17 protein-coding genes are annotated in these 18229 nt (G+C 67.5%); 13 read left to right on the top strand and 4 right to left on the bottom strand.

The genetic code is table 11. The features are described from left to right. The first annotated feature begins 192 nt into the window (after positions 1-192). The 13 genes from AWB92_RS29155 to AWB92_RS29095 all read left to right on the top strand — a co-directional run bounded on the left by AWB92_RS29155 (position 193) and on the right by AWB92_RS29095 (position 13922). Positions 193-999 carry an ABC transporter permease gene (locus tag AWB92_RS29155; RefSeq protein WP_067157750.1) on the top strand — a complete coding sequence of 269 codons (807 nt, stop codon included), beginning with the start codon at positions 193-195 and terminating at the stop codon, positions 997-999. Between the two features lies 1 nt (position 1000). Further along, complete coding sequence (locus AWB92_RS29150) at positions 1001-1870, top strand: ABC transporter permease (RefSeq protein ID WP_068176836.1); 870 nt, start codon at positions 1001-1003, stop codon at positions 1868-1870. Positions 1871-1872: 2 nt separating this feature from the next. After that, positions 1873-3219 carry an MCE family protein gene (locus AWB92_RS29145; RefSeq protein ID WP_085191910.1) on the top strand — a complete coding sequence of 449 codons (1347 nt, stop codon included), beginning with the start codon at positions 1873-1875 and terminating at the stop codon, positions 3217-3219. Next, entirely contained in the window at positions 3216-4256 is a 1041-nt protein-coding gene (locus tag AWB92_RS29140; protein ID WP_068176840.1) for a virulence factor Mce family protein, read from the top strand. The genes AWB92_RS29145 and AWB92_RS29140 overlap by 4 nt, the downstream gene beginning before the upstream one ends. Further along, the gene (locus AWB92_RS29135; protein WP_085191908.1) at positions 4253-5842 is read left to right on the top strand and encodes a virulence factor Mce family protein; all 1590 of its coding nucleotides are present in this window, start codon (positions 4253-4255) and stop codon (positions 5840-5842) included. Before AWB92_RS29140 ends, AWB92_RS29135 begins: the two co-directional genes overlap by 4 nt. Next, positions 5839-7452: a virulence factor Mce family protein gene (locus tag AWB92_RS29130; protein ID WP_085191906.1), complete on the top strand. Its 1614-nt coding sequence runs from the start codon at positions 5839-5841 to the stop codon at positions 7450-7452. The genes AWB92_RS29135 and AWB92_RS29130 overlap by 4 nt, the downstream gene beginning before the upstream one ends. 62 nt (positions 7453-7514) lie before the next feature. Continuing rightward, positions 7515-8666: a virulence factor Mce family protein gene (locus AWB92_RS29125; protein ID WP_085191904.1), complete on the top strand. Its 1152-nt coding sequence runs from the start codon at positions 7515-7517 to the stop codon at positions 8664-8666. Next, a complete protein-coding gene (locus AWB92_RS29120) occupies positions 8660-10210 on the top strand; it encodes an MlaD family protein (protein ID WP_085191902.1) in 1551 nt (516 codons plus the stop codon). Before AWB92_RS29125 ends, AWB92_RS29120 begins: the two co-directional genes overlap by 7 nt. Next, complete coding sequence (locus AWB92_RS30155) at positions 10180-10968, top strand: Mce protein (protein WP_173817519.1); 789 nt, start codon at positions 10180-10182, stop codon at positions 10966-10968. The genes AWB92_RS29120 and AWB92_RS30155 overlap by 31 nt, the downstream gene beginning before the upstream one ends. Beyond that, on the top strand, positions 10965-11951 hold the full coding sequence (locus tag AWB92_RS29110; RefSeq protein ID WP_085191900.1) for an RDD family protein: 987 nt from the start codon (positions 10965-10967) through the stop codon (positions 11949-11951). Before AWB92_RS30155 ends, AWB92_RS29110 begins: the two co-directional genes overlap by 4 nt. Beyond that, entirely contained in the window at positions 11948-12502 is a 555-nt protein-coding gene (locus AWB92_RS29105) for a mammalian cell entry protein (protein WP_085191898.1), read from the top strand. The genes AWB92_RS29110 and AWB92_RS29105 overlap by 4 nt, the downstream gene beginning before the upstream one ends. Further along, a complete protein-coding gene (locus tag AWB92_RS29100) occupies positions 12469-13209 on the top strand; it encodes a hypothetical protein (protein WP_085191896.1) in 741 nt (246 codons plus the stop codon). The genes AWB92_RS29105 and AWB92_RS29100 overlap by 34 nt, the downstream gene beginning before the upstream one ends. Positions 13210-13232: 23 nt before the next feature. After that, positions 13233-13922, top strand: coding sequence for a YoaK family protein (locus AWB92_RS29095; RefSeq protein WP_085191894.1), 690 nt, complete (start codon positions 13233-13235; stop codon positions 13920-13922). On the opposite strand, the gene AWB92_RS29090 is transcribed toward AWB92_RS29095, so the two are convergent. The 4 genes from AWB92_RS29090 to AWB92_RS29075 all read right to left on the bottom strand — a co-directional run bounded on the left by AWB92_RS29090 (position 13915) and on the right by AWB92_RS29075 (position 18175). Then, positions 13915-15024: a phosphodiester glycosidase family protein gene (locus AWB92_RS29090; protein ID WP_142282375.1), complete on the bottom strand. Its 1110-nt coding sequence runs from the start codon at positions 15022-15024 to the stop codon at positions 13915-13917. The two genes, AWB92_RS29095 and AWB92_RS29090, sit on opposite strands and share 8 nt — an antisense overlap. Positions 15025-15103: 79 nt before the next feature. After that, a complete protein-coding gene (locus tag AWB92_RS29085) occupies positions 15104-16522 on the bottom strand; it encodes a YhgE/Pip domain-containing protein (protein ID WP_085191889.1) in 1419 nt (472 codons plus the stop codon). 47 nt (positions 16523-16569) lie between these two features. Continuing rightward, positions 16570-17295 (bottom strand): pirin-like bicupin family protein, encoded by a 726-nt coding sequence (locus tag AWB92_RS29080; protein WP_085191887.1) that lies wholly within the window; start codon positions 17293-17295, stop codon positions 16570-16572. Between the two features lie 67 nt (positions 17296-17362). Beyond that, the gene (locus AWB92_RS29075; RefSeq protein WP_085191885.1) at positions 17363-18175 is read right to left on the bottom strand and encodes a MarR family transcriptional regulator; all 813 of its coding nucleotides are present in this window, start codon (positions 18173-18175) and stop codon (positions 17363-17365) included. Positions 18176-18229 lie beyond the last annotated feature (54 nt).

Here is an 18229-nt window from a genome sequence, read left to right as displayed (position 1 = left end):
CACACGCTCAAGACCATCGGGTACATTCCTGTGGTCTCCGTTACTACTTGCGGGTAGGGAGCCGATGGTCACAGACACATGGTCGGGGCGAGCTGGGGGTGCCCCCGACCGCGGGACGGAGAGGGGGCGGCGCGTGCGACTCGTTTCGCTGCGAACCCCCGGGGCACACGAGGTCGAGGTGAGGGGGAGCCGGTGACTTCGACGACGGATCGTCCACACCTGGTCGGCTACCTGCGCGACCAGCTGGAGACGCCGCTGACGCTCATCGGTGGATTCTTCCGGATGTGCGTTCTCACCGGTAAGGCGCTGTTCCGCTGGCCCTTCCAATGGCGCGAATTCGTCCTGCAATGCTGGTTCATCATGCGGGTGGCTTTCCTGCCGACCATCTTCGTCTCGATCCCGCTGACCGTGCTGCTGATCTTCACCCTCAACGTGCTGCTGGCCCAGTTCGGCGCCGCGGACCTGTCCGGTGCCGGCGCCGCCATCGGCGCGGTCACCCAGCTCGGGCCGCTGACCACAGTGCTGGTGGTCGCCGGCGCCGGATCGACCGCGATCTGCGCGGACCTGGGTGCGCGCACCATCCGCGAGGAGATCGACGCGATGGAGGTGCTCGGCATCGACCCCATCCACCGCCTGGTGGTGCCCCGGGTCATCGCCGCGACCCTGGTCGCCACGCTGCTCAACGGCCTGGTGATCACCGTCGGGCTGGTGGGCGGCTACCTGTTCGGGGTGTACCTGCAGAACGTGTCGGGCGGGGCCTACCTCGCGACCCTGACCACCATCACGGGCCTGCCCGAGGTGGTCATCGCCACGGTCAAGGCCGCCATGTTCGGGCTCATCGCCGGCCTGGTCGGCTGTTTCCGCGGCCTAACCGTGCGCGGCGGCTCCAAGGGCCTGGGCACCGCCGTCAACGAAACCGTGGTGCTGTGCGTGGTCGCGCTGTACGCGGTCAACGTGGTGCTGACCACCATCGGCGTCCGATTCGGAACGGGGCGCTGAAATGTCGATCGGCACCGTGACCCGGGGCGTCCATCCCCGCTTAGTCGAGAACCTCAGCCGCTACGGGGGTGCCTTCGGCCGGGGACTCGACGACATCGGCCAGATGGCCTGGTTCGGCGTGGTGGCCCTCGGGCACATCCCGCACGCGCTGCGCAACTACCGCAAGGAGACCCTGCGGCTCATCGCCCAGATCGGCATGGGCACCGGCGCGATGGCCGTCGTCGGCGGCACCGTCGCGATCGTCGGCTTCGTGACCCTGTCCGGCAGTTCCCTGGTCGCCATCCAGGGGTTCGCATCGCTGGGCAACATCGGCGTCGAGGCGTTCACCGGCTTCTTCGCCGCGCTGATCAACGTGCGCATCGCCGCGCCCGTCGTCACCGGCATCTCGATGGCCGCCACGGTCGGCGCCGGCGCCACCGCGGAGTTGGGGGCCATGCGGATCAGCGAGGAGATCGACGCGCTGGAAGTGATGGGCATCAAGTCGATTTCGTTCCTGGCGACCACGCGCATCATGGCCGGGCTGGTGGTGATCATTCCGCTCTACTCGCTCGCGATGATCATGTCGTTCCTGTCTCCGCAGATCACCACGACGGTGCTCTACGGCCAGTCGCACGGCACCTACGAGCACTACTTCCGGACGTTCCTGCGCCCCGACGACGTGTTCTGGTCGTTCGTCGAGGCCATCCTCATCACGGCCGTCGTGATGATCACCCACTGCTTCTACGGCTACAACGCCGGCGGCGGGCCCGTCGGCGTGGGCGAGGCCGTCGGCCGATCGATGCGCTTTTCGCTGGTGTCGGTGCAGGTTGTCGTTTTGGCCGCCGCGTTGGCGCTCTACGGCGTCAACCCCAACTTCGCATTGACGGTGTAGCCATGACCAACCCAGGCGCCCCCGGCAAGGTCAATCCGCCCCGCAACCCGCCGTACAAGTTGGCCGGGGTCGCGCTGATCGTCGCCGCTGCCGTGGCACTCGTCCTGGTGTACGGGCAGTTCCGGGGCGACTTCACCAAGAAAGAACACCTGACCATGGTGGCCGCCCGCGCCGGCCTGGTGATGGACCCCGGCTCGAAGGTCACCTACAACGGGGTGGAGATCGGCCGGGTGGCCAAGATCTCGGAGATCGTCAAGGACGGCAAGCCGGCGGCCAAGTTCAACCTGGACGTCTACCCGCGCTACCTCAAGCTGATCCCGGCCAACGTGAACGCCGACATCAAGGCCACCACGGTGTTCGGCGGCAAGTACGTGTCGCTGACGACGCCGAAAAACCCGTCGCCGCAACGGATCACGCCGCAGACCGTGATCGACGCCCGCTCGGTGACGACGGAGATCAACACGCTGTTCCAGACCATCACCGAGATCGCGCAGCAGGTGGATCCGGTGAAGCTGAACCTGACGCTGAGCGCCGCCGCGCAATCGCTGGCCGGGCTGGGCGACCGGGTCGGGCAGTCGATCGTGAACGCCAACGCGATCCTCGACGACGTCAACCCGCAGCAGCCCCAGGTCCGTCATGACATCCAGGCGCTGGCGGCTCTGGGCGACACCTACGCCAACGCGGCGCCGGACCTGATCGACTTCCTCGACAAGTCGGTGGTCACCGCGCGCTCGATCAACGCCCAGCAAAAGGACCTGGATCAGGCGCTGTTGTCGGCCGCCGGGTTCGGTAACACCGGGGCGGACATCTTCGAGCGCGGCGGGCCGTACCTGGCCCGCGGGGCCAAGGACCTGGTGCCGACCGCCGAGCTGCTCGACACCTACAGCCCCGAGCTGTTCTGCACGGTCCGCAACTACCACGACATCGAACCCATTGCCCGGACGTTCCTCGGCGGCAACGGCTACTCGCTCAACGCCGACACGAAGCTGCTCTCCGGGCTGGGCCTGCTGCTGAACCCGGTGTCGGCGATCACCCTCGTCGGCCTGATCGGGATCTTCGCGCTGCCCACCCAGGGACTGGCGGGCCTGGGTAACATCGCCACGCTGATCGGCGGGGCGCCCAACCCGTACATCTGGCCGGAGAACCTGCCCCGGGTGAACGCGCGTGGCGGACCGGGCGGCGCGCCGGGTTGCTGGCAGCACATCACCCATGACCTCTGGCCCGCACCCGAGTTGGTGATGGACTCCGGCAACAGCATCGCGCCGTACAACCACCTCGACACCGGTTCGCCGTATGCGATCGAGTACGTCTGGGGCCGCCAGGTAGGGGATAACACGATCAACCCATGAAAATCACCGGTACCATCGTCCGACTCAGCATCTTCTCGCTGGTGCTGCTGGTCTTCACTGTGATGATCGTCGTGGTCTTCGGCCAGATGCGGTTCGACCGCACCAACAAGTACTCGGCCGAGTTCACCAACGTCAGCGGGCTGCGGCAGGGCCAGTTCGTCCGCGCGTCCGGGGTGGAGATCGGCAAGGTCGACTCGGTGAAGCTGGTGGACGGTGGCAGGCGGGCGCGGGTGGACTTCAACGTCGACCGCTCGATCCCGCTGTATCAGTCGACGACGGCGCAGATCCGCTACCTCGACCTAATCGGAAACCGGTACCTGGAGCTCAAACGCGGTGAGGGCGAGGGCTCCGAGAAGGTGCTACCGCCGGGCGGATTCATCCCCGCGTCGCGGACGTCGCCGGCGCTTGACCTCGACGCGCTGATCGGTGGGTTCAAGCCGCTCTTTCGCGCGCTTGACCCGCAGAAGGTCAACACCATCGCGACGGCGCTCGTCACGGTGTTCCAGGGTCAGGGCGGGACCATCAACGACATCCTCGACCAGACGGCGCAGCTGACCAACCAGCTCGGCGAGCGCGACCAGGCGATCGGCGAGGTGGTCAAGAACCTGAACATCGTGCTGGACACCACGGTTCGGCATCGCCAGCAATTCGATCAGACCGTCAACAACCTGGAGGTCCTGATCACCGGGCTGAAGGGCCACAGCGAGCAATTGGCGGGCGGGACCGCGCACATCAGCAACGCCGCGGGCACGGTGGCCGACCTGCTGGCCGAGGACCGGGGGCTGCTGCACAGCACGCTGAACTACCTGGACGCCGTTCAGCAGCCGCTCATCGATCAGCGCGAGCAGCTGAACGATTTCATCCACAGGGTGCCGACGGCGCTGAACATGATCGGGCGCACCATCGGCTCCTACGGTGACTTCGTCAACTTCTATGCCTGCGACATCACGCTCAAGATCAACGGGTTGCAGGCCGGTGGCCCGATTCGGACGGTCAAGCTCTTCAACCAGCCGACGGGCAGGTGCACGCCGCAATGAGAACGCTGGAACCCCCCAACCGGATGCGCATCGGCGTGATGGGCATCCTGGTGACGCTGCTGGTCGTCGGTGTCGGCCAGAGCTTCACGAGCGTGCCCATGCTGATGGCCAAGCCGCACTACTACGGGCAGTTCACCGACTCCGGCGGCCTGACCAAGGGCGACAAGGTGCGCATCGCCGGCTTCGACGTCGGCAAGGTGGAGAGCCTCGACATCGACGGCGACCACGTCCTGATCAAGTTCAATATCGGCACCGAAAGCATCGGCACCGAAAGCCGGCTGGCGATCAAGACGGACACCATCCTGGGCAAGAAGGTCCTCGAGATCGAGAACCGGGGCACCAAACAGCTGCGACCCGGCGACTCGCTGCCGATCGGTCAGAGCACCACGCCCTATCAGATCTATGACGCGTTCTTCGACGTGACCAAGGCCGCCAGCGGGTGGGACATCGACACGGTCAAGCAGTCGTTGCACGTGCTTTCGGAGACCATCGACCAGACCTATCCGCACCTGAGCGCCGCGCTCGACGGGGTGGCCAAGTTCTCCGACACGATCGGTAAGCGCGACGAGCAGATCAAGCACCTGCTCGCCCAGTCCAACCAGGTGGCCAGCATCCTGGGTGACCGGGCCGACCAGGTCGACCGGTTACTGGTGAACACGAAGATCTTGCTGGCCGCTTTCAACGAGCGCGGCCAGGCCATCAACGCGCTGCTGAGCAACATCGCCGCCTTCTCCGAACAGATCAAAGGGTTCATCAACGACAACCCCAACCTGAACCACGTGCTGGAACAGCTGCGCACGGTCAGCGACATCCTGGTCCAGCGCAAGGACGACCTCGCCGAAGGTTTCACCGAGGTCGGCAAGTTCCTCCCGTCGCTCAATGAGGCCATCGCGTCGGGGCCGTTCTTCAAGGTGGTGCTGCACAACCTGTTCCCCGGTCAGATCGTGCAGCCGTTCGTCGACGCGGCGTTCAAGAAGCGCGGCATCGACCCGGAGAACTTCTGGCGCAGCGCGGGTCTGCCGGAATTCCGGTGGCCCGACCCGAACGGCACCCGCCAGCCCAACGGCGCGCCACCGCCTGCGCCGCCGGTGCTGGAGGGCACGCCCGACCACCCGGGTCCGGCCGTCCCGCCCGGGTCGCCGTGCTCGTACACGCCGGCCAACCCCGGCGGCAACGTCACCGTCGGCGACGAGGGTCTGCCGCGGCCGTGGAACCCGTTGCCGTGCGCGGGTGCCGGCATCGGTCCGTTCGGTGGGGTCGGCTTCCCGGCGCCGGTCGACGTCCAGACGTCGCCGCCCAATCCCGACGGCCTGCCGCCCACGCCGGGCATCAACATCGCGGGGCGCCCGGGTGACCCGCCGCCCAACGTTCCGGGCACCCCGGTGCCGCTGCCGACGCAGGCGCCGCCGGGCGCGCGCACCGAGAACCTGGGACCGGCCGGCCCGACGCCGCCCCCGTCGACGTTCGCGCCGGCCCTGCCGCCGGGACCGCCGGCACCGCCCGGGCCGGGGATCCAGCTGCCGGCGCCGTTCATCAACCCCGGCGGCACGGGAGGTAGCGGCATCACGGGAGGTAGCCAGAATTGAGCACCATCTTTGATGTTCGCAACATCCGGCTGCCGAGGCTGACGAGGACGTCGGTGATCATCGGCTCGCTGGCGATCGTGCTGGCCCTGGTTCTCGGGTACGCCGGCTGGCGGCTGTATCAGAAGCTGACGAACAACACCGTGGTGGCCTACTTCCCGGCCGCCAACGCGCTGTACGCCGGCGACAAGGTGCAGATCATGGGGCTGCGGGTGGGCGCGATCGACAAGATCGAGCCGGCCGGCGACAAGATGAAGGTCACCTTCCACTACCAGAACAAGTACAAGGTGCCGGCCAGCGCGTCGGCGGTGATCCTCAACCCCACCCTGGTCGCGTCGCGCGCGATCCAGCTGGAGCCGGTCTACAAGGGCGGCCCGGTGCTTGCCGACAATGCGGTGATCCCCGAAGACCGCACCCAGGTACCGGTGGAGTGGGACGAACTGCGCAACAGCGTCACCAACATCATCTCCAAGTTGGGCCCCACGCCCGAGCAGCCCAAGGGTCCGTTCGGTGAGGTCATCGAGTCGTACGCGAACGGGCTGGCCGGCAAGGGCAAGCAGTTCAACACGACGCTGAACAGCCTGTCGCAGGCGCTGACGGCGCTCAATGAGGGTCGCGGCGACTTCTTCGCGGTGGTGCGCAGCCTGGCCCTGTTCGTCAACGCGCTGCACCAGGACGACCGGCAGTTCGTCGCGTTGAACGAGAACCTGGCGGATTTCACCGGGCGGCTCGCGAGCTCGGACGGCGCCCTGGCCGACGCGATCCAACAGTTCGACGGCCTGCTTAAGACGGTGCGGCCTTGGTTGGACCAGAACCGCGAGGTGCTGACCCACGACATCAACAACCTGGCGACGGCGACGAACGCGCTGCTGCAACCGGATCCGCTGAACGGGCTGGAGACCGCGCTGCACGTGCTGCCGACGGCCGCGGCGAATATCAACCAGATCTATCACCCGACGCACGGGTCGGTGGTGGCCGTTCCGGCGATCACCAACTTCGCCAACCCAATGCAGTTCATCTGCAGCTCGATCCAGGCCGGGAGCCGGCTGGGTTATCAGGAGTCCGCCGAGCTGTGCGCGCAGTATCTGGCGCCGATCCTCGACGCGATCAAGTTCAACTACTTGCCGTTCGGTCTGAACATAGCCAGCACGGCCGAGACGCTGCCAAAGGATGTCGCCTACTCCGAGCCGCGCCTGCATCCGCCGGACGGATATAAGGACACGACGGTCCCCGGCATCTGGTCGCCGGACACGCCGACGTCGCACCGCAACACCCAACACGGGTGGATCGTGGCCCCCGGCATGCAGGGGCAGCAGGTGGGACCGATCACCGCGGGCCTGATGACGCCCGAGTCGCTGGCCGAACTCATGGGTGGGCCCAACATTCCGCCCGTGCAGTCGACGCTGCAGACTCCGCCCGGGCCGCCGAACGCCTACGACGAGGGCCCCTCGCCGGTGATCGGTCAGAACCCGCCGCAGGTGCCGATCCCCCCGCCACCGCCTGGGCCCGAGGTGGTCCCCGGCCCGGTCGCTCCGACGCCCGCGCCGGTCGCGGCGCCGGCGCCCAACGCCGGCGGGCCGCCGGTGGCCGCCAACCTCGGAGGTGGGCAGTGAGGCGCGCGACGAGCGCGGTACGCGCGAGGAGCAAGCCGAACCATGGGGCAGTGATCAGGGGGATGAGGCTCCTTCGGCGTCGGGCCTGGCAGGGGTTGGTGCTGCTGGTGGCCGCGCTGGTGCTGAGCTCGTGCGGTTGGAAAGGGATCTCCAACGTGGCGATCCCGGGCGGCCCGGGCAGCGGCAGCGGGTCCTACACCCTCTACGTGCAGATGCCGGACACGCTCGCGATCAACGGCAACAGCAAGGTGATGGTCGCCGACGTGTTCGTCGGCTCCATCAAGGCGATCAACCTGAAGAACTGGGTGGCGACGCTGACGCTGGGCATCGACAAGAGCGTCAAGCTGCCCAAGAACGCCACCGCCAAGATCGGCCAGACCTCGCTGCTGGGCTCCCAGCACGTGGAGTTGGCCGCGCCGCCCAACCCGTCGCCGGAGCTGCTCAAGAACGGCGACACCATTCCGCTGAAGAACTCCTCGGCATTCCCCACCACCGAGCAGACCCTGGCCAGCCTGTCGCTGATCCTGCGCGGTGGCGGCATCCCCAACTTGGAGGTGCTGCAGAACGAGGTCTTCAACATCTTCAACGGGCGGGGAAACCAGATTCGCGCCTTCCTGGGCAAGCTGGACACCTTCGTCACCCAGGTCAACCAGCAGCGCGATGACATCACCCACGCCATCGACTCCACCAATCGGCTGCTGAGCTACGTGGGTAATCGGGCGGACGTCCTCGATCGAGTGCTGACCGACATCCCGCCGCTGATCAAGCATTTCGCCGACACCAAGCAGCTGCTGATCAACGCCGTGGACTCGGTGGGACGGCTCAGCGCGGCCGCCGATCAGTACCTGTCGGAGGCGAGGGGGCCCCTGCACCAGGACCTGCAGTCGCTGCAGTGCCCGCTCAGGGAGCTCGGCCGGGCATCGCCGTATCTGATCGGAGCGCTGAAGTTGATCCTGACGCAGCCCTACGACATCGAGACCATTCCGAAACTGATGCGCGGTGACTACCAGAACATTTCGATCACGCTGGACGTCACCTGGAGCGCGATCGACAACGCGTTCCTGACGGGAACCGGGTTGTCGGGGGCGCTGCGGGCGCTCGAGCAGTCCTACGGGCGGGACCCGGAGTCGATGGTCCCGGACGTCCGCTACACGCCCAACCCGAACGACGCGCCCGGCGGGCCCTTGGTGGAAAGGGCGGACCGGAATTGCTGACTCCCTTCGTCCGACGCCAACTGATCGCCTTCGGGATCCTGACGGTCATTTCGATACTCGTGCTCGGCATCTACTATCTGCAGGTTCCGAGCCTGATCGGCGTCGGCCGCTACACACTCAAGGCCGACCTGCCCGCCTCCGGCGGCCTGTACCCGACGGCCAACGTGACCTATCGCGGCATCACCATCGGCAAGGTCACCGACGTCGAGCCCACCGAGAACGGCGCCAAGGCGACGATGAGCATCGACAGCCGCTACAAGATCCCGGTCGATGCCGTCGCGAACGTGCACTCGGTGTCGGCGGTCGGTGAGCAGTACCTGGACCTGGTGTCGACCGGCAACCCAGGCAAGGACCTCGCCGACGGGCAGACGATCACCCACGGCACCGTGCCCAGCGAGATCGGGCCGGCGCTGGACACCGCCAACCGGGGTCTTGCCGTGTTGCCCAAGGAGAAGATCGGCCAGCTGCTGGACGAGACGGCGCAGGCAGTCGGCGGGTTGGGGCCGGCCCTGCAGCGGTTGGTGGACTCCACGCAGGCGATCGTCGGTGATTTCAAGACCAACATCACCAACGTCAACGACATCATCCAGAACTCCGGGCCGGTCCTGGATAGCCAGGTCGAGTCCAACGCCGCGATCGAGCGGTGGGCACGCAACCTGAACAACCTGGCCGCGCAGGCCGCGCGGGAGGACAGCCATGTGCGCAGCGTGCTGCGCCAGGCTGCCCCGACCGCCGATCAGGTCAATGAGGTGTTCAACGACGTCCGCGACTCGTTGCCGCAGACGCTGGCGAATCTCGAGGTCGTGTTCGACCTGCTCAAGCGCTACCACACGGGCGTCGAGCAAGTCTTCGTGTTCCTGCCCCAGGGCGCCTCGATCGCGCAGACGGTGGCCGCGCCGTTCCCGAACCAGGCCGCGCTCGACCTGGCGTTGTCGATCAACCAGCCACCGCCGTGTCTGACCGGCTTCATTCCGGCTGCGGAGTGGCGGTCGCCGGCGGACACCAACCTGGCGCCGTTGCCGTCGGGCACCTACTGCAAGATTCCGATGGAGACGCCGGCCAACAGCGTGCGCGGGTCGCGCAACATTCCGTGTACCGACATCCCCGGCAAGCGCGCCGCCACCCCGCGGGAATGCCGCGACCCGAGGCCGTACGTTCCGGCGGGCACCAACCCCTGGTACGGCGACCCGAACCAGATCCTGACCTGCCCCGCCCCGGCGGCGCGCTGCGATCAGTCGGTGCGCCCCGGCATGGTGATTCCGGCACCGTCCATCAACAACGGACTCAACCCGGCTCCGTCGGACCGGGTACCGGGCACGCCGCCGCCGACCAGCGACCCCTTGTCGCGCCCGGGAAGCGGCACCGTGCAGTGCAACGGCCAACAGCCCAACCCGTGTGTCTACACTCCGAGCGGGCCCCCCGCCGCCATCTACAGTCCGCAGAGCGGTGAGCTGGTGGGGCCCGATGGAGTGAAATACTCCGTCGAGAACTCGACGAAAACAGGAGACGACGGATGGAAGGAGATGCTGGCGCCGGCCGGCTGAACCCCCCACCCATGCCGAGGTTTCGTCGACTGCGCAAGCCCTCCCAGAGATCAAGTCCGAAGATTCATCAGGAGCCGGCGGCTGCTGACGACGAGACGGCCACGCAGGTGACGGACGAGGAGTCGCCCGCGGACGTGGAGTCGCCGCAAGCCACACCCGAACCCGAGGCCGAATCTGCCGAGGCCGAATCCGCCGAGGCCGAAGCCGACGCTGAATCCGAGGCCGAATCCGCCGAGGCGCCCGCGGGCGTCGAACGTCGTCCCTCACGCTTGGGGCGCGGGTGGCTCTCGGGCATCGCCGCGGCGCTCGTGCTGTCGGCCGCCGGCCTCGGGGTCGGTAGCTACTTCGCGCTGCGTTATCACCAGGAGAGCCAGGTCATCGCGCGCAACGACGCGGCCGCGCTCAAGGCAGCGGTGGATTGTGTGTCGGCGACCCAGGCGCCCGACACCAACGCCATGGTTCAGAGCGAACAGAAGATCATCGAGTGCGGCACCGACGCGTTCCGCTCCCAGGCGCTGCTGTACACCAACATGGTCGTTCAGGCCTATCAGGCCGCGAACGTCCACGTTCAGGTGGCCGATGTGCGTGCGGCGGTGGAGCGCAACAACGACGACGGCTCGGTCGACGTGCTCGTCGCGATGCGCGTCAAGGTCGCAAGCGATCAGTCGCAAAAGGAGACCGGCTACCGCCTGCGGGTGAAGATGGCATACGCCGAAGGGCAGTACCGGATTTCCAAGCTCGACCAGGTGACGAAGTGACGGTGGTGGTCGAGGAGATTCAGGCTCGGGCACACACCACGGCGGCCACACCGGAGTCTCCGCGGGATGCCTTGGCCCCCTGGCACGTTCGCGCGGCCGCGTTCGCCGTCGACGTCGTCCCGTGCGTCGCCGTCGCGGTGACCATGGCGTTGGTCGCCTGGACCGTGGATCAGCATCCGGTGTGGTGGTGGGCGTGCGTCTCGGTCGCCGGCCTCGCCATCCTGCTGATGTTGGTCAACCGGTTGCTGTTGCCGACCGTCACGGGCTGGAGCCTGGGACGCGGCTTGTTCGGAATCGGGGTGGTGCGCCGCGACGGCGCGGCCATCGGCCCGTGGGGATTGCTGCTGCGGGACCTGGCCCACCTGCTGGACACCGTGTCTGTGGTGGGATGGCTTTGGCCGCTGTGGGATTCGCAGCGCCGCACGTTCGCCGACATGCTGCTGGGCACCGAAGTGCGCCGCGTCGAATCCGACGAGGCGCTGCCCAAGTTGCGGCGCTGGACGGCGGTGGCGGTCATGACCGCGGCGGTGGTGTGTGTCGCCGGCGCCGCGGTGAGCTACCTGGTGGTGTTCTCGCGCGACCGGGCCAGCGATCAAGCCAGGGCAGAGATCCAGGCGCAAGGGCCCAAGATGGTGGCGCAGATGTTGACGTACGACCCAAAGTCGTTGCGCGACGACTTCGCTCGGGCCCGGTCGCTGGCGACCGACAAGTACCGGGGTCAGCTGGCGGCGCAGCAGGACGTGGTCGAGAAGGGCAATCCCGTCGTCAACGAGTACTGGCCCACCGACGGGTCGGTCCAATCCGCCACGCCGGACCGGGCGACGATGCTGTTGTTCCTGCAGGGCCGGCGCGGCGTCGGGCCCGACGAGCGCGCGATCAGCGCCACCGTCCGGGTGCAATTCGCCAAAGGCCCGGACCAGCATTGGCGCGTCGACGACCTCACGGTGCTGACCAGGCCGAAACCGCCCGGGAGCGGAAAATGAGCCCCCGCCGCAAGTTTGAGCCGGGCGAGGAACCGCTGCTCGTCGCTCGCCCGGTGCCGCCGGGGCGACCCTGGTGGCAGCCGGCGGCCGGCGTGGCCGCCGCGGTGGTGATGGTCGCGTCGATCGCGGCGTGCACCCTCATGCTGATCTCGCATCAATCGCGGGTGCGCACCGCCGCCAAGGAGCGCCAGGTGCTCAGCTATGTGTCGGGATTCATGGCGCAGTTCACATCGATCGACCCGTACCATGCCAACGACTATGTGACGCGGGTAATGGCCCAGGCCACCGGCGAATTCGCCAAGCAGTACCACGAGAAGGCCAATGAAATCCTGCTGCAGGTGGCCCGGGCCGAGCCCGCGACCGGCACCGTACTGGGCGCGGGCCTGGAACGGTGGAACGACGACGGCACCGCCACCGTGATGGTGGCCACCGACGTGACCTCCAAGTCGCCGGACGAAAAGCAGGTATTCGACAACACCAATCGTTGGATGGCAACCGTCACGCAGGAAGGGAATCAGTGGAAGATCAGCAACCTGATACAGGTGATCTGACCGCCGCCGCGGCAACGACGGACGAATCCAAGAACGAGGACGTCGAAGCCACCGCCGTCGAGGCCGGCGTGGAGCCCGACGCGGAGCCCGACGAAAGCGCCGAGCCGACAACTGAATCCGCTGAATCCGCAGCGAGCGAGGGCGAGGAGGCGGCGGAGACCAAGCCCGCTCGACGCCCTCGACGCAAGATCCTGGCCGGCAAGCGGCTCGCCATCACCATCGCCGTGGCCGCCGTGCTGTTCGTCGGCTCCGCGGCGTTCGCGGGTGCGGCGGTGCAGCCGTATTTGACCGATCGCGCCACGGCCGCAACGAAATTGAAGGTGGCACGCACGGCGGCCAACGCGATCACCACGCTGTGGACCTACACCCCGGAGAACATGGACGGCCTCGCCGATCGCGCCGCCGCCTACCTCAGCGGTGACTTCGAGGCCCAGTACCGCAAATTCGTCGACGCGATCGTAGGCCCCAACAAGCAGGCCAAGGTCACCAACAGCACCGAAGTGACCGGCGCGGCGGTCGAATCGCTGGACGACCCAAACGCCGTCGTCATCGTCTACACCAACACCACGTCCACCAGCCCGCTCACCAAGAACATCCCGTCGCTGAAGTACCTGTCCTACCGGCTGTTCATGAAGCGCACGAACGGCCACTGGCTGTTGACGAGGATGACGACCATCACCTCGCTGGACCTGACGCCGCACGTCTAGCGCCCCGGATCCCCAAGCAGCCCATGGCCGTTGCGTCCCCGGTCTCCGAGCGCTCGACCGTTGCCGCGCTGCTGTTGCTGACCTTCGCCACCGGCCTTGCGGACGCGATCAGCATCCTGGTGCTCGGCCACGTCTTCGTGGCGAACATGACCGGCAACGTGATCTTCCTCGGCTTCTGGCTGGCCCCGAGAACCAGCATCGACCTGACGGCGGTCGTGGTGGCCCTGCCCACCTTCGTCTGCACCACGATCGTCAGTGGCCGGCTGGCCAGGCATTTCGACCAGCGGACGCGGTCGTGGATCAGCACGGTGCTGGCCACCGAAATCGTGTTGTTGCTCGCCCTGTCGATTCTGGCCGGCGCGGGCGTGCTGCACTACCACGACAACACCAAGCTGATCATGATCGGCATGCTCGCGGTGACCTTCGGCCTGCAGCATTCCAGCGCGCGACAGTTCGGGATTCAGGAACTGTCCACCACGGTGCTGACGTCGACCATCGTCAGCCTCGGCCTGGACAGCCATCTCGCCGGCGGCACGGGCGAGCGCGAAAAGCTGCGCTTCAGCGTCGTTTTCACGATGTGCGCGGGAGCGCTAGTCGGGGCCACGATGTCGCGATTCGTCGTCGCCCCGGTCTTCGCGGTCACGGCCGCGGTGGTGGCGACGAGCCTGCTGATCTTTCGCTACGGTCCGAAGGCGCCATCGAAGGCTAGTTGAAGGCCAGCCAGCTGGGCAGCGCGCGCTCGTGGGAGTCGCACAGCACCTGCCGGGTGTCGCACGATCCCCGCGGTGAGCCGGCGCCGGCCCACATGCCGCCGGTGTCACGCCGCAGCACGATCGCCGACGAGCCGCCGCCGTCCAGCAGGACCGCGGTGTCGCTACCCAGCCCGCGGAACAGGTCCTGGATGTTGTCCGGGGTGTAGCTGCCGCCCTCGAAGATGTACATCTCGTCTCTTTGCTTCACGTAGGCAAGGGCCGTGCGCGCCGCGCTGGGGCCGCCGTCGTTAAGCTGCCCGGTCTTGCCGGGCGACAACAGGCCGATCCCCGACACCGCGACGAACCGCTCGTCGCGGTTCAGCAGGTCGGCGACCACCGGGGTGGCGACGTCATAGTCCTGAGGGCTTCTGGCGCGCAACACATACGGCGCGCCACCGGACGGCAGGATCATCGTCGACAGGGCGCTCCAGCTCTCGCCACCGCCGGACAGGCCCTGCTTGCCCGGGTACGCGACCGTGCCGGTGACCGCCTGGTTCGCCCGGCCCTGCCCGTGCGTGTTGTCGACGAACGCGCCCAGCGGAGAGCTGCAGCCCGTCTCGCGCCAGGAGCCGCCCTTCTGCGGGCGGATGTCGAAGAAGTTGGCGTTGATCGCGATCGTCGGCTGGCCCATCCGCTGCCACGCCTGCAGCGGCGCGTAGACCTCCGACGCTTGCCACAGCCCCTCGCCGGTGCGGGCACCGGGATTGTTCTCGCAGCGCGCCTGATCGCCCTGGTGGCTGTCCACCAGGAGGTGCGGCGCGAGCCGGCCCGCCGCGTTCTTGATGACCATCAGGTGGCCACCGTTGTTCATCTCGTACCAGCTGCCGCCGGCGTTGAGCATGGGCGTGGGGTGACCGGGGCCGAAGTTGTAGACCAGGTAGGAGCCCTTGGTGGTCTCGATGGCGCTGGCGAGCAGGTCGCGGCCGTCAGCGGCGTGGGCGACGGGTTGTCCGGTGGTGCCCGCCAGCACGGCGCACGCGAGGACCGCGGTGCAGCAGGCCGCCAGCCGGCGCAAGCTGGCGAGGGGCGTCAGCACGATGGACCTTTCGGCACTGATGGCTATGCAACATAAATAGCATCAGTCACACCAGTCACACTGTCAACTTCGATAACGAACGCGTGACGCTTCGGCCGCACTCGAATTACGTTTGCCTGCTTGGGCTTTCGCTCTCGGCCTCGGCGGGGGTGTCGGTGGGAGCTTCGGCGGGCTCCGCGTCGGGGCGCTCGCGCTTTTGCACCCGCGCCTGGTGCTGGGCCTGGTGTTCCGCGGCGATTGCCAGCTCGACCGCCCCCGGGATGCGGTGGAAGCCCTTGCGGTCGTAGAGGTGCGTGACGATGCCGCCGAGCAGCAGGCCGATGGCCAGCCCGATGCCCGTCAACCACAACGCCTGGGACAGACCGGCATCCGCGCGGCCGTTGAGATAGACCAGCGAGCGCACGCCGAGGAAAACCTGGTGCATCGGCTCGAATTTGGCGGCCCAGCGGAAGAACGGCGGCGTGGCCTCCAGCGGGACGGTGGCTCCCGCGGACGGTAGCCCGAGGATCACGAAGATCAGCATGCTGACCAGCAGGCCCATCGAACCCAGCACCGACAGTATGGAACTCGACGTGATGCCCACCGCGATGATCGCGAAGACGCCGTACGCCCACAGTTGCCATCCCAGCGGGATCGGCATGCCCAAGCCGTGCGCGATGGCCAGGTACACGCCCGACGTCAGCAGCGCCAGCAGCGTCATGATGGCCCATTTCAGTTGCAGCGTCTGGAATCGCGAGATCTTGACCTGCTCGGCGAAGCGGTACACCGGGCCCCACTCCGCCGGCACGTAGCCGAGCAGCGCGTCGACCAGCGTGCTGACCACGACGCTGCCGGTGAAGCCCGCCAGCAGCAGCAAGAGCGCGAAGTAGAACGCCGACAGCCCGTTGCCGGTGCCGTTCGGCAGGGCGTTGTAGACGCCGGACTTGACGTCGATCGGGTTGGCCAGGCCCAGCGCCGACACGCCGGTCAGCGGCACGCCCCCGGTCTCGGCCGCGACGTCCGCCGAAAGCCGTTGGCCCACTCTGCCATTGGCCACCGCCATCGCCTGGGTCAGCGTCTGGCCGGCGATGCTGGCGCCGAGCGTGCCCGCCCGCGGGTTGGTGGAGATGGTGACCGAGGGACGCGTCGTGCGGCCCGGCGTGACCGCGCTGGCGCCGAACTCGTGAAGGTTGGACGAGAAGGTGGGCGGAATGACCAACTCCCCGTAGACGTGTGCGGTGTCCAGCAGTCGCTGCGCCTCGTCGTGGGACACCACCCGGACGTCGAACTTGTTCTTGTCCAACCCGGCAACCAGGCCGTCGGTAATCTGCGCGCCGGCCGGGCCGGCGTCCTCGTTCACCACGGCGATCGGGAAATGCCGGAGGTTGGTCATCGGGTTCAGGATGCCCCCGAGGTACAGCGCGCACAGCGCCGACATGAGCGCCAGCGTGACGACGATGGGGAGCGACCAGAACCGCACGGTCCGAACTGCCTTGATATTTCGCTTAGGGTTCGGCGCCGCGTGCCGCGGCTGCGATTGAGACATGCGGGCTCCTGTCTGTCGTGCCCACTCTATGTGTTGGTCGGGTGCCCTCAAACTCCCAACGCCGCGTGCATCTCCCAGATCAACAGCTCCGATGGCTCGCTCGCCGTCACCCGCGGTGCCTCGGCGCCGGCGAATCGGACCGCGTCACCCTCGGTGAGATCGCCGATTTCCGCCGCTTGGATCCGGCCTCGCGCGGCGAATAGATGCAGGTAGGGAGCCTGCGGCAGGTCAACGGAGTCGCCGGGCCGCAGCCGCGCGACATGCAGCGCGGCGTTGCGGTTGTGCAGAGTGATGGCCGCCTCATTACCCGGCATGCCTGAGGCGATGGTCACAAGTCCGGCGTCCAGCAGCCCGGGGTCGATCTCGCGCTGTTGGTAACTCGGGTCGATGCCGGCCTCGTCGGGGACCACCCACATCTGCACGAAATGGACTGGCTCGGTGCGGGAATCGTTCTTTTCCGAGTGCAGGATGCCGCTACCTGCCGACATGCGTTGGGCCAGGCCGGGATAGATGGTGCCGTGGTGACCGGCGGAGTCGCGGTGGGTCAGCTCTCCGCTCAGCACCCAGGTCACGATCTCCATGTCGCGGTGGGGGTGGGTGTCGAATCCCGTTCCCGGCTCGACGATGTCGTCGTTGTTGACCAGCAGCAGCCCGTGGTGGGTGTTGTCGGGGTCGTAGTGGTCGCCGAACGAGAACGAATGCCGGGATTTCAGCCAGGGCGTCGTGGTGACGGCCCGGTCGGCCGCGCGGCGAATCTCGACGGTGGCGGGCACGGGCTCCAGCCTAGCCAGGTGACGATGCGGTCCGCTTGCGGACCGTTGAGGAGGCTGGCAATTCGGCCTAGGCCAATATTTCCTGCGCGTGCCGCAGCGCGGAATCCAGCGCTTCCAGCGTCAACCCGGCCGGACGGCCCAGGTGGATCTCGATCTGGTACTCCGGTTGCCCGTCCCGGCCGAAGATCGGCAACACGACGAATTCCGTTGTGGCCAGTTCGGTTTCGAGTGCGTCGGTGACCGATCGCAGCGTCACCATGGTCATCAGCGTGGTCAGTTGGCGGGTCACTCGCGCGGTTGGTTCCAGCGAGGCCAGCACGTCGGCCAGCCGGTGATGCAGCGAGCGGTGGGTGTCGTCGAACCGCCACGCGCCGTAACCGCGGGTGCGGATGTCGGCCAGCACCCGCCGATGCTGGGTCACCTCGGTGCGCGTCAGCCGCGGCACGACGCGGTGCAGCCAGGCGTCGACGAATTCGTCGTCGCGCCAGGCCATGGCGACCAGGCCGAACGGCGGGTCGATCGGGAAGCGCTGCCCGACGGCGTGTTCGCCGTCGGTGCCGTGGCCGACCGCGTCGACGGTGGTCAGCTGGCGCTCGCCGATCTTCGACAATGAGCAGCCCGCGCCGAGCGCTTCGTGCAGGAGGCGCAGCGCGTCGCGCCCCCGGTCCAGCAGTGGGAACTGCGTCCGCAGCCCGTGCACCAGGCTAAACAGGCCGCTGCCCAGCACGTAGCGGCGATCCTCGTGCCGCGCCACCCAGGCACGCCGTTCCAGCTCGGCGAGCACCAGGGCGCAGGTCGACGTGCTGATCGAGCAGGCCTTCGCCAGCTGGGCCGACGTGCGCCCGTTCGGTGAATCCGCCAGGGCCGCAAGCACATCCATCACGCGTGCGGTGGGCGGTGATTTGGCGGTTGACTCACCCACGCGAAGCTCCTT

Origin of the sequence: Mycobacterium sp. IEC1808, assembly GCF_002101935.1 — a bacterium.
GTDB lineage: Bacteria > Actinomycetota > Actinomycetes > Mycobacteriales > Mycobacteriaceae > Mycobacterium.
The sequence above is the reverse complement of the archived record's forward strand: the minus strand, read 5'-3'. Positions and strand labels throughout refer to the sequence as shown.

What these genes read in the sequence shown, in the direction of transcription:
- AWB92_RS29135 (WP_085191908.1), top strand. Translation starts at nt 4,253, where the DNA reads ATGAGAACGCTGGAACCCCCCAACCGGATGCGCATCGGCGTGATGGGC.
- AWB92_RS29105 (WP_085191898.1), top strand. Translation starts at nt 11,948, where the DNA reads ATGAGCCCCCGCCGCAAGTTTGAGCCGGGCGAGGAACCGCTGCTCGTC.
- AWB92_RS29125 (WP_085191904.1), top strand. Translation starts at nt 7,515, where the DNA reads ATGAGGCTCCTTCGGCGTCGGGCCTGGCAGGGGTTGGTGCTGCTGGTG.
- AWB92_RS29085 (WP_085191889.1), bottom strand. Translation starts at nt 16,522, where the DNA reads ATGTCTCAATCGCAGCCGCGGCACGCGGCGCCGAACCCTAAGCGAAAT.
- AWB92_RS29150 (WP_068176836.1), top strand. Translation starts at nt 1,001, where the DNA reads ATGTCGATCGGCACCGTGACCCGGGGCGTCCATCCCCGCTTAGTCGAG.
- AWB92_RS29095 (WP_085191894.1), top strand. Translation starts at nt 13,233, where the DNA reads ATGGCCGTTGCGTCCCCGGTCTCCGAGCGCTCGACCGTTGCCGCGCTG.
- AWB92_RS29140 (WP_068176840.1), top strand. Translation starts at nt 3,216, where the DNA reads ATGAAAATCACCGGTACCATCGTCCGACTCAGCATCTTCTCGCTGGTG.
- AWB92_RS29075 (WP_085191885.1), bottom strand. Translation starts at nt 18,175, where the DNA reads ATGGATGTGCTTGCGGCCCTGGCGGATTCACCGAACGGGCGCACGTCG.
- AWB92_RS30155 (WP_173817519.1), top strand. Translation starts at nt 10,180, where the DNA reads ATGGAAGGAGATGCTGGCGCCGGCCGGCTGAACCCCCCACCCATGCCG.
- AWB92_RS29145 (WP_085191910.1), top strand. Translation starts at nt 1,873, where the DNA reads ATGACCAACCCAGGCGCCCCCGGCAAGGTCAATCCGCCCCGCAACCCG.